At 69.1% G+C, this 14,606-nt stretch carries 10 protein-coding genes and 1 pseudogene; 2 read left to right on the forward strand and 9 right to left on the reverse strand.

Going from position 1 to position 14,606, the window contains the following annotated elements; genetic code table 11:
- Positions 1-506: 506 nt before the first annotated feature.
- Positions 507-1,422 (reverse strand): annotated as a pseudogene (locus ACQCSX_RS11010) (aldo/keto reductase).
- Positions 1,423-1,520: 98 nt separating this feature from the next.
- Positions 1,521-3,179 carry a glycoside hydrolase family 13 protein gene (locus ACQCSX_RS11015; RefSeq protein WP_427019027.1) on the reverse strand — a complete coding sequence of 553 codons (1,659 nt, stop codon included), beginning with the start codon at positions 3,177-3,179 and terminating at the stop codon, positions 1,521-1,523.
- Between the two features lie 151 nt (positions 3,180-3,330).
- Here ACQCSX_RS11015 and ACQCSX_RS11020 point away from each other — a divergent pair, with 151 nt between their 5' ends.
- Positions 3,331-4,518 carry an ROK family protein gene (locus ACQCSX_RS11020; RefSeq protein ID WP_427015370.1) on the forward strand — a complete coding sequence of 396 codons (1,188 nt, stop codon included), beginning with the start codon at positions 3,331-3,333 and terminating at the stop codon, positions 4,516-4,518.
- 136 nt (positions 4,519-4,654) lie between these two features.
- Here the strand turns inward: ACQCSX_RS11020 and ACQCSX_RS11025 are convergent, their stop codons facing one another.
- The 7 genes from ACQCSX_RS11025 to ACQCSX_RS11055 form a co-directional block, all read right to left on the reverse strand.
- Positions 4,655-6,226, reverse strand: a complete 1,572-nt coding sequence (locus ACQCSX_RS11025) for a Na+/H+ antiporter (RefSeq protein ID WP_427015371.1) — start codon at positions 6,224-6,226, stop codon at positions 4,655-4,657.
- Between the two features lie 175 nt (positions 6,227-6,401).
- A complete protein-coding gene (locus ACQCSX_RS11030) occupies positions 6,402-8,015 on the reverse strand; it encodes an amidohydrolase (RefSeq protein ID WP_427015372.1) in 1,614 nt (537 codons plus the stop codon).
- A 48-nt stretch (positions 8,016-8,063) separates the two neighbouring features.
- Positions 8,064-9,416 carry an aldehyde dehydrogenase family protein gene (locus tag ACQCSX_RS11035; RefSeq protein ID WP_427015373.1) on the reverse strand — a complete coding sequence of 451 codons (1,353 nt, stop codon included), beginning with the start codon at positions 9,414-9,416 and terminating at the stop codon, positions 8,064-8,066.
- Positions 9,416-11,083: a thiamine pyrophosphate-binding protein gene (locus ACQCSX_RS11040; RefSeq protein WP_427015374.1), complete on the reverse strand. Its 1,668-nt coding sequence runs from the start codon at positions 11,081-11,083 to the stop codon at positions 9,416-9,418. Before ACQCSX_RS11040 ends, ACQCSX_RS11035 begins: the two co-directional genes overlap by 1 nt.
- A 71-nt stretch (positions 11,084-11,154) precedes the next feature.
- On the reverse strand, positions 11,155-11,913 hold the full coding sequence (locus ACQCSX_RS11045; RefSeq protein WP_427015375.1) for an amino acid ABC transporter ATP-binding protein: 759 nt from the start codon (positions 11,911-11,913) through the stop codon (positions 11,155-11,157).
- Positions 11,913-12,815 (reverse strand): amino acid ABC transporter permease, encoded by a 903-nt coding sequence (locus tag ACQCSX_RS11050; RefSeq protein WP_427015376.1) that lies wholly within the window; start codon positions 12,813-12,815, stop codon positions 11,913-11,915. The genes ACQCSX_RS11045 and ACQCSX_RS11050 overlap by 1 nt, the downstream gene beginning before the upstream one ends.
- Positions 12,812-13,744: an ABC transporter substrate-binding protein gene (locus tag ACQCSX_RS11055; RefSeq protein WP_427015377.1), complete on the reverse strand. Its 933-nt coding sequence runs from the start codon at positions 13,742-13,744 to the stop codon at positions 12,812-12,814. The genes ACQCSX_RS11050 and ACQCSX_RS11055 overlap by 4 nt, the downstream gene beginning before the upstream one ends.
- 165 nt (positions 13,745-13,909) lie before the next feature.
- Between ACQCSX_RS11055 and ACQCSX_RS11060 the strand changes: the two genes are divergently transcribed.
- Entirely contained in the window at positions 13,910-14,590 is a 681-nt protein-coding gene (locus tag ACQCSX_RS11060) for a TetR/AcrR family transcriptional regulator (protein WP_427015378.1), read from the forward strand.
- Positions 14,591-14,606 lie beyond the last annotated feature (16 nt).

A 14,606-nucleotide genomic window follows, 5' to 3' on the forward strand; every position in this document is an offset into this window, starting at 1 on the left:
AAGGCCCTGGCACGAATTTCGTGACTCGGGGACTGGTATCCGCGGTCCGGCGCCAGTAGCGGCTGTGCGCCCGCAGCGGCGATCCGTCACCATTCACGAAATTCGGGCCAGAACCCGCTAAATGGCATGGAAGTCGCAGTGGTATTAGGCGTCAGCCGTCTTATCTGGAGATTGCTGGTGAACGCCGCGCCATGCGGCTAATGCGGCACCGGAGCCCACCGGTCGCCGTGGGCGGCCCGTTGCCATGCCTGCCGCAGGCCCTCCGATTCGCGTGCGACGTCCGTGAGCCAGATCGTACAGTCGGGGTCCCATCCGGCGATGACCGTTGCCGTTTCAGCGTCCACATCGAGTGGGTGTCAACTGCAACTTGGAACTGACCACTGTCTGCAGTTTGATTTGACCACTGTCTGCAGTTTGATTTGACCGGTGGCTGCAATGGGCTGACCGTTGGCGGCAAGTATTTTTTGACCGCCCGGCGGATTCCAGGCCCCGCCGCCGTGCTTTGATTACGGGATCGGTCCGCCCCGGGCGCTGAGGTAGAGCGAGTACCACTCGGTGGTGCCCATCAGCCGGGCCTGTTCCGCGGCATCGGCGCAGGCGGCAATCCGTGCGGGGTTGGCGGAGCCGATGACCGGGGAGATGCCGGCCGGGTGGCGCATCAGCCAGCCCAGGACCACTGCCTCGGGCATGGTGCCTTTCCGCCCGGCAAGCGCGCCGACCAGTTCCGCCGTGGCCCGCTCCGCGTCCGTGTGCTCCCCCCCGGGCGCCGGAATACACGCCCTGGCCCAAGGCACCCCAGGCCTGGAGGCGGACGCCGTGTTGCCGGCAGTGCTCCAGCGTGCCGTGCGGGAACGGGTACTCGGCCGCCTCGGGATGGTTGACCAGCACGCCGCTCTCCAGCCACGCCCGCTGGCGCAGGCTCATTTCCAGCTGGTTGGCCTCGATGGGCAGCTCCAGCCGCTCCTGCAGCAGGGCGATCTGGGCGCCGGACATATTGGACACGCCAACCCCACGGATCCTGCCCTCGGCATGCAGCACGGTGAGCGCCGCCGCCACCTCGTCCGGGTCCAGCAGTGGATCGGGGCGGTGGAGGATCAGCAGGTCCACGTAGTCGGTGCGCAGCCGGGCCAGGCTGGCTTCCACGCGTTCGAGGATCGCGTCCCGGCCCAGATCGTAGTAGGCGTCCAGCCCGCCCTCGCCGAGCCGGATGCCGCATTTGGTCTGGATCCGGATCTGCCCACGCAGGCCGGGGTTTCCGGCCAGCACCTCGCCGAAGACGGCCTCGGATTTGCCCCCGCGGTAGATGTCCGCGTGGTCAAAGACCGTGATGCCAATCCCCAGGGCGGCGTCGACGGCGGCCGCGGCCTCCTCGACCTCCCCGGCGCCGTAGCCCGGGTCCTCCCACGGGCCGCCAAGGCCCATGCAGCCGTATATCAGTTCCCCGGCACGTGCCACGGGTGCTCCTTCGTTAACGGCGCGGAACCCCGGCACTGTGCCGGGGTTCCGCGCTGGATGTGTGCTTAGACCAGCCAGGCCGTGGTGTTGGCCGGCAGCTTGCCGCCAACCAGCGGGGCGCTGGAGAGCACCACCGTGCCGGCGGGCAGGTCAACGGGCTCGCTGGAGAAGTTGGTCACGGACTGCCAGCCGCCGGGGCGGGTGAAGTGCAGGACGTCGGCCGGGGACGTGACCCACTCCTGCGTCTCGGCGCTCTGCAGCTCGTGGCGCAGCTCCAGCGCGCGGCGGTAGAACTCCAGCGTGGAGCCGTCCACGCCGTTCTGGGCCGAGGCGGCGTACTCCGCGAACCACTCGGGCTGGGGCAGGTGGGCCCCGCCGTCGCCGAACCCGAAGGAGGTGCCCTCGGCGGTCCAGGGCAGCGGCACGCGGCAGCCGTCGCGGCCGATGTCCACGCCCGGATTGCGGAAGAAGGCCGGGTCCTGGCGCTCGGACTCGGGGATCTCCCCCGCCTCCTGCAGGCCCAGCTCCTCGCCGTTGTACAGGTAGGCGGAACCCGGCAGGGCCAGCAGCAGGGCGGTGGCGGCGCGGGCCCGGGCCAGGCCCAGCTCCACGTCCACCTCGCCCGGCTTGCCGCCGGCGAGCAGCCAGGCCTTGCCGTCCTGGCCCAGCCCCGGCTTGATGTTGCCGGCCTCGGCAGCCGACGGCAGGCCGTAGCGGGTGGCGTGGCGGACGACGTCGTGGTTGGAGAACACCCAGGTGGAGGAGGCGCCGGTGGCCTGGGCCTCGGCCAGGTTCTTGGTGATGATGGTGCGGAACTGGCCGGCGTCGAAATCGGCCTGCAGCAGGTCGAAGTTGAAGGCCTGGCCCAGGCCGTCCGGGCTGGCGTAGCGGGCGCGGCGGGAGGCGTGCACCCAGGCCTCGGCGACGGCGGTGCGGGGGGGCGTGTACTGGTTGAAGAGCTTGCGCCACTCGGCGTAGATGCCGTGCACCTCGTCGCGGTCCCAGAACGGGTGGCTGCCGTCCAGCAGCTGGCCCTCCACGCCCAGCTCTGCCGTCATCGGCAGCGGCTCGGAGAGGTCCTTGCTCAGGGCGTGGGCCACGTCGATGCGGAAGCCGTCCACGCCGCGGTCCGACCAGAACTTCAGCGTCGTCAGGAAGTCTTCGCGGACCTCGGGGTTGTCCCAGTTCAGGTCCGGCTGCTCCTTGGCGAAGATGTGCATGTACCACTGGCCGGGGGTGCCGTCGGCCTCGGTGGTGCGCTCCCAGGCCGGGCCGCCAAAGACGGAGGTCCAGTCGGCCGGCGGCAGCTCGCCGTTCTCGCCCTTGCCGTCGCGGAAGATGTAGCGCGCCCGGGCGGCTGAACCCTTCGGCGACGCCAAGGCTTCCTTGAACCACTCGTGCCGGTTGGAGGAGTGGTTGGGGACGATGTCGGCGATCAGCTTGATGCCGGCGGCGTGCAGCGCGGCGGTCATCTCGTCGAAGTCGGCCAGCGTGCCCAGCTTCGGGTCCACGTTGCGGTAGTCGTCCACGTCGTAGCCGCCGTCGGCCAGGGCCGAGGGGTAGAACGGGCTCAACCACACGGCGTCGATGCCCAGCGCCTGCAGGTAGGGCACCTTGGCGGTGATGCCCTTGAGGTCGCCGATGCCGTCGCCGTTGGAATCGGAGAAGCTGCGCGGATAGATCTGGTAGACGGCCGCCTGGCGCCACCAGGTGGGGTCGGTCATGCGCTGTGACAGGGTCAGATCGGTGTGCGAGGCGGTGGTCAAGAACGTGGTCCTTTGCAAGGTTGGGTGGGTTGCCATCATTTTAGATAGAATCTAAATTTAGGTACTGCACCAGCATGCGCCTCCACCGAAGCGAAGGTCAAGTCTCGCCATGGAACTTACTCCCGCCACCCCGGCCTACCTGCGCCGCGTCAATGCCGCAGCCGTCCTGGCGGCCATGCGCACGGACACGGTCCTGACCGGCACGGCCCTGATTGCGGCCACCGGGCTGACGCGTGCCACGGTGATGGCCGTCTGCGACGAGCTGCTGACCGCCGGCTGGATCCTGGAGCTGGAGAGCGTGCGGAACACCCCCGGCAAGGGCCGCCCGGCGCGCTGCTTCGAACTTAACGCCGACGCCGGCGCCGTGCTCGGGCTCGACCTGGGCGCCAGGACGACGACGGCGGTGGTGGTCGACCTGCGCGGTGCGGTCCGCGGCCGTGCCGTGGTGCCCTCCCCCATGGTGGACCTCCCGGCTGCCGAGCGCGTGGACCTGGTCAGCGGCACCTCCCTGGCCGCCCTCACCGCGGCAGGCATGGAACCGCAGCAGGTCCTGGCGGTGGGCATTGGCGTCCCGGCCCCGATCGACCGGAACGGCAACATCCACGCAGGTCCGCCGTTCTGGGCACTCTTCGACGTCGGCCTGCGCGAGGCCCTCAAGGAGCGCCACGGCTGGAACGTCTTCCTCGAGAACGACGCCAACCTGGCGGCGCTGGCCGAGCGTTGGTGCGGCACGGCCCGGGGCGTGGACGACCTCGCCGTCCTGCTGGCGGGCGAGCGCATCGGTGCGGGGCTGATGGATTCGGGCCGGCTGCTCCACGGCAACGCCGGCAGCGCCGGTGAAATGGACCTGCTGAAAATGGTGGAGGGTGTGGGCAGCGCGGACGGCATTGCCGCCGTCGCCCGCCGCTGGGGGCAGCAGGCCGTCGACGGCGGCGGTGCCCCGGTGCTGGCGGCCCTGGCCGCGGGCGGGCCCGTCGGGGCGGAGCTAGTCTTTGCCGCCGCGCACGACGGCGACCCGGTGTCGCTGGCCCTGCTGGACCGGCTGGCGGAGCGGATGGCGCGGGTCATTGCGGCGCTGGGGTCGCTGGCCAACCCGGAGCTGGTGGTCATTGCCGGCGCGGTGGCCCCGTCGGCCGCGGCGCTGCTGGCCGGCATCGAGGAGCGTCTGCCGTCCCTGACCGTGGCTCCGCCGCGGGTGGCGGTCTCGACGCTGGGCACGGACGTGGTGGCGATGGGTGCGGCGCGTCATGCGCTGGACTACGTCGAGGCCCAGGCGCCGGAGCTGGAACTGAACTAGCCGGCCGGCAGCTACGGAAATTGCCTGCCCTGCCAACCGACACCGATTCCCGTTCAGGATGCCGTAGTGGTCGTGTCATGAACGGGAAGCGGCGTCATGGATGCAGTTGTGCGTCCTGGATGGACGCAGCGGATCCTTAGTCGGGCATCATCATGGTGCGCAGGTCGAGCTGGCGCAGGACGCGGTCGGCCACTTCGGGGTCGGTGTCCGGCTCGTTGCGGGCGGCGACAATCTCCTGCCGCGCGGCGTCCAGGGCGATGGTCTGGACGGTGATGGCCAGTTCGCGGCCGCGCTCGCGCATCTGCGCCGCCGACTCGTTCTTGTTTGTGCCGTCCAACAGCTCGGCATGGAGCCTGCGCATCTTTTCCTTCACCACGGCCACGCGCTCTGGCGGAAGCTGGCGCATCAGTTCCGTCTCCTTGAGCGCGGCGACCGCGGCAGCCTGGGCCCGGGCGGCGAGGACCTTGGCCGCGGCCCGCTCCTCGGTGCCGTCGTCGGCGGCCTTGAGCACCCGCATCAACCACGGAAGCGTGAGCCCGGGCAGCACCAGGGTGGCCAGCAGCACGGCGCAGGCAATCACGATGATCTCGTGCCGGGCCGGGAAGTCGGTGCCATCGGCCAGCGTCACCGGCAGGGCCAGCGCGAGCGCCAGCGTGGCCAGCCCGCGCATGCCGCACCAGGTCAGGATCACCACGTCCTTGAACGAGGTGGGCGGGAGGTCGCCGTCGCGCATGCGCCCCAGCACGGCCATCAGGGCCAGCCAGCCGAAACGGACGGCAAAGACCAGCACGCAGACCACCACTGCCAACCCCACCATGCCGAAGATGGCACTGCCCTCCTCGGCAATGACCTGGCGGATTTCCAGCCCCACGAGGCCAAACGCCAGGCCCGTCACCAGCAGTTCCACCACATCCCAGAAGGCGGTGCGGGTGATCCGCTCGGCGGCGTCCTGTGGCCGGGAATGCCGTTTCATCTCCAAGGCCGTGACGACGACGGCGATGACACCGGAGGCGTGCACCTCTTCGGCGAGGATGTATGCGGCAAACGGCACCACCAGGGTCACGGCGCTGCGGGCCACCATGGAGGTGACCAGGCGGGTGATCAACCCGGTCAGCCAACCCATCAGGATGCCCACCAGGACAGCCACCGCGGCGCCGATGGCAAACTTGAGGACCACTCCGCCGCCGATATTGGTTCCGCCCACGGCGCTCGCAACGGCCGCCTGGAAGACCACAATGGCGGCGGCGTCGTTGAACAGGCCTTCACTTTGGAGCACAGTGATCAGCCGCCGCGGCATGTGCACGCGCCCGGCCACCGATTCAACGGCCACCGGGTCCGGCGGGGCCACCATGGCGCCCAGGGCGATGGCCGCAGGGATGCCGATGGAGGGGATCATCAGCCACGCGGCGCCGGCCACCACGGCGGTGGAGAGCACCACCAGGGCCACGGCCAGCAGGATAATGGTCCGCCACCGGATCCGGAACACTGACCAGGAACTGCGCTGTGCGGTGGCAAAGAGCAGGGGCGGCAGGAAGATGGGCAGGATCAGCTCGGGGCTGATGCGCAGGTCGGGGAACCCGGGGATGAATGTCAGCCCCGCGGCCAGGAGGAGCATCAGCACCGGATAGGGCAGCCGGAGCCTGTCACCCAGGCCGACCGCCACCACCGTGGCAAAGAGAAGTCCAATGATCAATGCCAGCTGCTCCACGGGCCCACTTTCGTCTCGGGGTGCTCTTGTGCGGCGGACCCCTGCCTGCCGGACCCCGCCGTGTCCACGGTATCGGCTGGGCGCCGGAGCCGGTAGCCGGCCCCGAAACGTGCAACGGCCCGGGAACGTCGATCGTTCCCGGGCCGTTGCCTGGCTCAAGGTGCCGGTGCCGGTGCTACTGTCCGGCGGCGGTGTTCCACGGCTCCTCGGACACCGGGATCCACCAGCGACGCTCATCGCCCGCGCCGATGTACTCCGGCCAGCGGAAGTCCGTGGGCGCGCTGAACCCGGCCGGCAGCAGCGGTGCCACGGAGCCGCGGCGGACCTTCTCGGCCTCGAACTCCGCCTTGGCCTCGGCCAGGGTCTCCGGGGAGGTGAGCAGGTCCAGCACCATCCCTGCCACCATCTTGGAGGTGGCGATGATGGTGGGGTCGATGGTCTCCGGGATGCCGCCCATTGCCGTCATGGCCCAGCCCGGGTAGGCGGTGCCGTTGCCGTCCGGGGCCAGCGTTGGCCGGGCGGTGTAGAAGCGGATGGTGGGCGCGTACCAGCTCATCTCCACGTAGTCGTCGCTGGTCCAGTTCAGCTGGGTGGCCGGCAGGTGGCGGCGCAGCTCGGCCTCGGCGTCCTGGGGGCTGATCAGCGCCTCGGTGGCCGGGTGGAAGGGGTTCTCCATCGGCTCCACACCGCAGGAGGCCTGGATCTCCCGGCCGATCTCCCGCGCCCGATCGGAGAGCTGTGGGGCTCCGACGGCGGCAATGTTCTCCCACGCCACCTGGGCGACGGTGTGGTTGGCGATGCCGGGGCGGTTGCGGGCCACCCAGCGGGTGCTGACGGTGCAGTGCGACGCCGCCGCGGCCAGCTCGGCGTTGCGGTCCAGCACGGCCAGCACGGCATCGGCCTCCGCGATGCTGGCGCAGCGCCAGGAGTACTGGATCTGGGCCAGCCCGGCCGGCTGGTTGTCCGCCGTCGCCTGTCCGGCACTGAGGATCGCTTCGGAGAGCGACCAGCCACCGGCTTGCGGCAGCATCGAGTCCTGCGTGGTCTTGGTCAGCGAGAACATGGTGAACAGCGCCGCATCGGCACCCGGAGCGCGGGCGGCCGAGTGCGAAGACGGGATCGGGCTGTCGCCGTAGGTGTTGCCCCAGCCCTCGGGGTCATCGCAGGTGAAGGTGTAGACCTTGGAATAGTACGAGCCGCAATGCGTGTCCCAGCGGGCGGTGTTGCACAGCGGCATCATGTAGAACGGGTGGTAGGAGATGATCGCGTCAAGGTTGTCGTAGTAGCCGCGCAGGCCGTGGACCACCTTGGAGCCCTGCACCTTTTCCGCCGGCTCGCCGGTGTAGACCAGCGTGCCGGGGATGTTGTGCGTTTCCATGGCGTTCTTGGCGGCCAGGAAGCCGGCCAGGGTGGAAATGCCCAGTGCCGAGTGCGGGTCGGTGTGCCCCGGGGCAAACCGGGACATGCCGATGCGCGGCTCGCGCTTGGTGGAGGCGGCCTGGCAGTTGCCCGGGATGGCGTCGTATTCTGCGTACCCCAGGATCCGGGCGCCCGGACCGGCCGGGCTGGTCCACTCGGCGGCGAAAGCGGTGGGCATGCCGCCGCTGCCCTCCTCCACGGTGAAGCCGTGCTCGCGCAGGGTCTGCACGTACCAGGCGCAGGATTCATACTCGCGCCAGGCCGGCTCGGCCAGTTCCCAGATGGTGGTGTGCCAGGCGGACAGGTCCTCCTGGCGGCCCTCGACCCAGCTCCAGGCGGTGTTCTTCAGTGATTCATTCTTGATGCCCACGACAAGCTCTTTCTCGAGGATGCGGAAAATGGTTGGTGCGGTGCGCCGCTAGCGGACCACAAGCTTTCTGTTGGCGAACTCGTCCAGACCCAGCTGGCCCAGTTCGCGGCCGACGCCGGAGCGCTTGACCCCGCCAAAGGGCAAGGACGCGTCCGACGGCGGGAGCTGGTTCACGCTGACCATGCCGACGTCCAACCGCGCGGCCAGCCGGTCCGCCCGGTCCGGATCGCCGGTGAAGATGGTGGCGCCCAGGCCGAAGGGGGAATCGTTGGCGAGCCGCACGGCGTCGTCGTCGTCCACCACCTGGTAGACCACCGCCACCGGGCCGAACAGCTCCTCGCTGTAGGCGCGCATGCCCGGGACGACGCCGGTCAGCAGCACCGGCGCCACAAACTCCGCCCCGTCCGCCGTCCCGGCGCCGCCGCAGTGCAGCCGGGCGCCGGCGTCGACGGCGTCGCCGATCTGGGCCAGCAGCTCGCGGGCTGCGGCGGCGGAGAACATCGGCGCCAGCGTCGTCGCCGGATCCAGCGGATCCCCCGGGACGAACCCGCGCAGCCGTGCGGCAAGCTTCTCCACGAAGTCCGCGTACAGCGGCTCGGCCACCAGGAAGCGTTTGGGCGAGTTGCAGGCCTGCCCGCAGTTCTCCATCCGGGCCGCCGCGGCCAGGTCCACCACGGCGTCCAGGTCCTCGGTGTCGAGCACGATGAATGAATCGGACCCGCCCAATTCCAGCACGTGCTTCTTCAGCGCCGCACCGGCGAGCGCGCCGACGGCGATGCCGGCCCGTTCGCTGCCCGTCAGCGAGACCCCGTGGATCCGTGGATCGCCGATCAGCGCCGCCGTGTCCGCGACGGAGGCCAGCACTGTCGAGTAGGTGCCGGGTGCCACCCCGGCTTCGAGCAGCAATTCCTGAAGCGCCCGCGCCGAGCCGGCACAGGCCGGGGCCGGCTTGATCAGCACGGCGTTGCCCAGCAGCAGGTTGGGGGCGGCCAGCCGGGTGATCTGGTAGTACGGGTAGTTCCACGGCATGATGCCCAGGATGGTCCCCAGCGGACGGCGCACGATGCTGGCTCCGGCGAAGGGCAGCGGTTCCGCGGCCAGGAAGCCGGGGCCGGACTCCGCGTAGAAGGTGAAGATCTGCGCGCACAACTCCACCTCGCCGATGGCCTCGGCGAGCAGCTTGCCGGTTTCCGCCGTGGCCAGGCGGGCCAGCTGTTCCTTGCGCTCAAGCAGCAGTCCCGCGGCCCGGTGCAGCGCGGCGACGCGCTCCCACAGTGCCGTGGCGGACCAGAGCGCGAAGCCCTGCCCGGCGGCGGCGACGGCGGCCTCCACCTCGGCCGCGGTGGCCTCGGCAAAGGCGGCCGGAGCGGAGGCCGCGCGCTCCAGGGTTGCGGCCGGCATCAGATGGCCACGTGGATCAGGCTCGGGCCCCGCACGGCCATGGCCTTGGTGACGGTGGTGCCGAGCTCGTCCAGGTTGTCCACGGCGAAGGCGGCCAGGCCGAAGCCCTCGGCCAGCTTCACCCAGTCCGGCTGGGCCAGGTCCACGCCCACCGGGGCAATGCCGCGGTCGGCCATGTTGGCCTTGATCTCCCCGTAGCCGCCGTTGTTGACGCAGATGATGGGCAGGTCCACGCCCTGCTCCACGGCGGTGATGAACTCCTGCACCGCAAACATCAGCGCGCCGTCGCCCAGCAGGCAGACCACCGGGCGGTCCGGGGCCGCCACCTTGGCGCCGATGGAGGCCGGCAGGCCGTAGCCCAGGGTGGCATAGCAGGGCGTGTAGAGCAGCTGGTGGGCGGAGTCCATCGGGAAGAAGGACGCGGTGCCGAAGTACGTCACCTGCGAGGAGTCCCCGCCAATGACGGTGTCGGCGGGCAGCACCCCGGCCAGGATCTCGTTGATGCGGGCCAGCACCGGGGACATCTCCCGTGCCTCGTCCTGCAGCTGGGCCTTCAGCACGGAGACGTCGGCCTGCGCGGCCGCAATGTGGCCGGCCAGCCCGGCCAGCAGGGCCGGGACGACGGCGGCGGCGTTGCCGGCCAGCTCGATGTCCGCGGACAGGTTGACCGCCAGTTGGCCGGGATCGATGTCGATGCGGATGCAGCTGCCCTGCGGCACGATCGCCCCGCCCCACAGCTCCGATTCGCCCACCTTAGACCCGATGACCAGCAGGGCGTCGGCGCCGTTGCAGAGGTCCTGGGCGGCGGAGAGGCGGATGTCCGAGCCCAGCGAGAGCGGGTGGGACTCCGGGATGGCACCCTTGCCGTTGAGCGTGGTGACCACCGGCGCCTGCAGCAGTTCGGCCAGCTCCAGCAGGGCGGAGCCGGCGCGCAGGGATCCGCCGCCGGCCAGGATCACCGGGTTGGCGGCCCGGGCCAGCACCGACACCGCGGCGGCGAGGGCACCGGCGTCGGCGTTCCTGGCCGGACCCAGGCCGCGGGCGGCGCACAGGGAAGGATCGACGTCGTTGGCCGATTCCAGCAGGTCCAGCGGGATCTCGATGTGCACGGGGCGCGGGCGGCCGTGGGCAAAGAGGTCAAAGGCCTCATGGATCAGTTCCACTGCCTCGGCACCGCTGGACACCCGGGTGCTGCGCCCGATCAGCGCGCGCACGGCTCCGGTGGGGTCGCGGGTCTCGTGCAGCGAGCCGATGTCGGAGAACTCGCTGCCGCGCGGCGCTCCCGGGGAGAGGATGATCAGCGGGCGGGACTCGCAGTAGGCGGTGGCCGCCGCGGACATGGCATTGAGCAGTCCGGGGCCGGAGGTGGTGATGACGACGCCGGGGAGCCCGGTCAGCTGGCTCCAGCCGTCGGCGCCGTAGCCGGCACCCTGTTCGTGGCGGCTGGTCACCGGGTGGATGCCAAGCGGCGCCAGATGGCGGTAGAACTCCAGGTTGTGGGTTCCGGGGATGCCGAAGATGGTGTCGATCCCGTAGTTGCGCAGGGTGGTCATCACGGCCAGGCCGATGTTGTCCGCGGGGATTCCGGCCTCCGCGGGGGCGGAAATCTCGACGGAAATCTCGGCGGAAATCTCGGTGGGAATCTCGGTGGGGAGGGTGGTGCTCATGGGGAAATCCTTTGCATGTATGGGGGTGGGGGCGGTCCGGGCGCAGCGGCGGGACCGGCGCGGGTGCGGCTCTAGAGAACCTTGGACAGGAATGCTTGCGTGCGCTCGTGCCGGGGCCGGCTGATGATCTCGTTGGGGTCCCCGGCCTCCACGATGACGCCGCCGTCCATGAAAGCCACGACGTCGGCCACCTCGCGCGCGAAGCCCATCTCGTGGGTGACGACGATCATCGTCATGCCGTCCCGGGCCAGGGCCTTCATGACGTCCAGGACCTCACCCACCAGCTCCGGGTCCAGGGCCGACGTCGGCTCGTCGAAGAGCATCAAGTCCGGCTTCATGGACAGCGCCCGGGCGATGGCCACGCGCTGCTGCTGGCCGCCGGAGAGTTGGGCCGGGTAGTGTCCGGTGCGGTCCGACAGGCCCACCTTGGCCAGCAGCTCCCGGGCCTCCGCCTCGGCCTGGGCCTTGGAGACCTTGAGCAGCTTCAGCGGGCCCATCATCACGTTCTCCAGGGCCGTCATGTGGCCAAAGAGGTTGAAGGACTGGAACACCATGCCGATGCGGGAACGGCGCTTGTTGATCTCCCTGGCGTGGGCCTCGATGAGGCGGTCGCCGTGCACCTCGTAGCCGATCATCCGGCCATCGACCATGATGGCGCCGGAGGTGGTGGTCTCCAGATGGTTGACGCAGCGCAGCAGGGTGGACTTGCCCGAGCCGGAGGGGCCGATCAGGCAGGCCACCTGGCCCGAGTCCACGGTGAAGTTGATGCCCTTGAGCACCTCCATGGCGCCAAAGCTCTTGTGCACATTCAGGAATCTGACTTCGGACATCAGGAGCGCACCTTTCCGGTTTGGAGGGCGTTGCCCCGGGAGTACCGCTTCTCGATCCGGGACTGGATGACCGAGAGGATGGAGGTGAGCAGGATGTACCACAGGCTCGCCACGATCAGCAGCGGAATCTGCTGCAGGTTGCGGGCGTAGATCTGCTGGGCGTTGTAGAGCAGGTCCCCGACGCCGATGACTATCACCAGGGAGGTGGTCTTGAGCATGGAGATGGTTTCGTTGCCCACCGGCGGCAGGATGATCTTCATGGCCTGCGGGATGACCACGTAGCGCAGGGTCTCCATCTTGCTGAACCCCATGGCGTGCGAGGCCTCGGACTGGCCGGCGGGGATGCCCAGCAGGCCGGCGCGGACGATCTCGGCCATGTAGGCGCCCTCGTTCAGGCCCAGGCCCAGGATGCCGGCGACGAAGAGCGGCAGGACATCATTGGTGTTCCACTCCACCAGCATCGGCCCACCCGGGATGCCGATCCCGATGGTGGGGAAGAGCACCGCGGCGAAGCCCCAGAACAGCATCTGGACCAGCAGCGGCGTGCCGCGGAAGAACCAGATGTAGGCCCCGGCCACCCCGCGCAGCAGCGCATTCTCCGACATCCGCATGACGGCCACCAGCAGGCCGATGGCAAAGCCAATGATCATCGCAATGACCGTCAGCTCGATGGTGGTCAGCAGGCCCGTCATGATGCGGATGTCGAAAATGTATTTGGCCACGGTGCCCCAGCCGAACCCCGGGTTGGTGAAGATGATGTAGACACCCATGATCGCCAGCAGCCCCACCAGCACCATGGCGGCCCATTGTCCGGGCTTCTTCCGCTTCAGGATGGGCCGGGTGGAGAGCGCCAGGAAGTCGGGAGGCACCGGTGCGGTCTCCGTGCGCCCGGCCACCGTCATGACCCCACCGTCGGGTTCAGCTCGGACTTGTCCACCGTGCCGGAGCTCATGTTCCAGGACTCCATGATCTTGGCGTAGGTGCCGTCCGCCATGAGCGACTGGATCCCGGCCTGGAAGGCCTTGGCCAGTCCGCCGTCGTCCTGTGCGGTGACCACGCCCACCAGGGACGGATCCACCAGGATGGCGTCGACGGAGGTGAAGGCATCGGGCTGGAGCTTGGCGTAGTAGCCCACCAGCGCGTTGTCGGCCAGCAGGGCCTGCGCCCGGCCGGAGGCGACGGCCTGGTTGACGTTGTCCTGCTGGGGCAGCAGCAGCGACGTCGGCTTGTCCTTGCCCGCCTGTGCGCACTCCTGCTCAAAGGACGGCAACACATTCAAGGCCTGCGTGGTTCCGGTCTGGGCGGCAACCGTCTTGCCGCACAGGTCCAGGACGGCCTGGACCTGGGCTGCGTTGCCCTTCTTGACCAGCACGGAGGTTCCGCCGCGCATGTAGCTGACCATGGAGACCTTCTGCTCCCGCTCCGCCGTAATGGAGAAAGCGGCCCACGAGGCGTCATAGCGCTTGGCCTCGATGCCGGCCAGGATCCCGTTGAAATCGGCCTTGTCGATGGTGATGGTGACGCCCATCTTCTTGGCCACGGCCAGCGCCAGGTCCGGCTCCAGGCCCACAATGTTGCCCTGCTCGTCGGTGAAATCGATGGGCGCGTAGGTGGGGTCGGTGACCAGCTTCAGCGCGCCCTTGGCCTTCACGGCCGCCGGCACCAGGGCCTGGACGGCCGCATCGGCCTGGACGGCCTGCGCCAGCTCGTGCCCGCTCGCCCCGCCGGCGGCCGTGTTCGATCCGGTGGCACCGCCCCCTTCAACATTGGTGCAGGCAGAGGTCAGCGCCAGGAGGGAAACCAGGGCCGCCGCCAGGAGGGATCTCTTCACGCCATTGTGCTTCACGATGGATCTCCAGTTCGGATGTTGAAATAATAATATGTGTAACTTATTGTGAGATGGACAACACTCGCTGTCAAGGCACCATGGCAACATCGTGGGTAGATGACAGAAGCTGCCCACAAGGCGCGCAAGCAACGTTGGAGGAAGATCGGCATGAGCGAGGCAAAGGCTGTACGCCGCACCCGGAGCGTCACGACGGAGGCCATGGCGGAGCGCCGGGAGAGCATCCTGCAGTACGCCTCCCAGGTGATTTCCCGCAGCGGCGTGGAGGGCTGCTCCTTCGGTGAGCTCTCGGAGGTGTCGGGGTTCAGCGTCGGCATGATCCAGCACTACTTCCGCCACCGGGACCGGCTGATCAGCGCCACCGTCGAATACCGCATCGCCGGCGCACTGGCGGAATGGGAGCGCATCTACGACCGCGGGAACAATGCGCTTGAGCGCATCCACGACCTGCTCACGTTTTCGGTGGAGGGCGAGATCCCGTTCGCGGAGGCCTGGGGGTTTTGGCTGGAGATCTATGCGGCCGCCCACAAGAATCTTCAGATCAGGGAATCCGTGGCCACCGTGCTGTCCTCGTGGCGGACGCTGTTTGTCCGGGCCCTCCAGGAGGCCAGCGAGGAGAATCTGCTCAACCCGGCCGCCGACGTCGGCGAGCTGGCAACGCTGTTCACGGCCGTCATCGATGGGCTGGCCATCCAATCGCTGAACAACATCTACAAATCCACCCCGGAAAAGATGATCGAGACCCTGCACCGGTTTGCGGCGCGGGAACTGGGCATCGACCCCGAAGAATTCGCCCGCTACAAGCGTTCCAAGCTGGTGGCGGCGCGCTAGAGACAAGGACACAGCT

This window comes from Pseudarthrobacter sp. P1 (assembly GCF_050156935.1).
Lineage (GTDB): Bacteria > Actinomycetota > Actinomycetes > Actinomycetales > Micrococcaceae > Specibacter.

What these genes read in the sequence shown, in the direction of transcription:
- ACQCSX_RS11015 (WP_427019027.1), bottom strand. Translation starts at nt 3,179, where the DNA reads ATGACCGACCCCACCTGGTGGCGCCAGGCGGCCGTCTACCAGATCTAT.
- ACQCSX_RS11040 (WP_427015374.1), bottom strand. Translation starts at nt 11,083, where the DNA reads ATGAGCACCACCCTCCCCACCGAGATTCCCACCGAGATTTCCGCCGAG.
- ACQCSX_RS11060 (WP_427015378.1), top strand. Translation starts at nt 13,910, where the DNA reads ATGAGCGAGGCAAAGGCTGTACGCCGCACCCGGAGCGTCACGACGGAG.
- ACQCSX_RS11020 (WP_427015370.1), top strand. Translation starts at nt 3,331, where the DNA reads ATGGAACTTACTCCCGCCACCCCGGCCTACCTGCGCCGCGTCAATGCC.
- ACQCSX_RS11050 (WP_427015376.1), bottom strand. Translation starts at nt 12,815, where the DNA reads ATGACGGTGGCCGGGCGCACGGAGACCGCACCGGTGCCTCCCGACTTC.
- ACQCSX_RS11035 (WP_427015373.1), bottom strand. Translation starts at nt 9,416, where the DNA reads ATGCCGGCCGCAACCCTGGAGCGCGCGGCCTCCGCTCCGGCCGCCTTT.
- ACQCSX_RS11045 (WP_427015375.1), bottom strand. Translation starts at nt 11,913, where the DNA reads ATGTCCGAAGTCAGATTCCTGAATGTGCACAAGAGCTTTGGCGCCATG.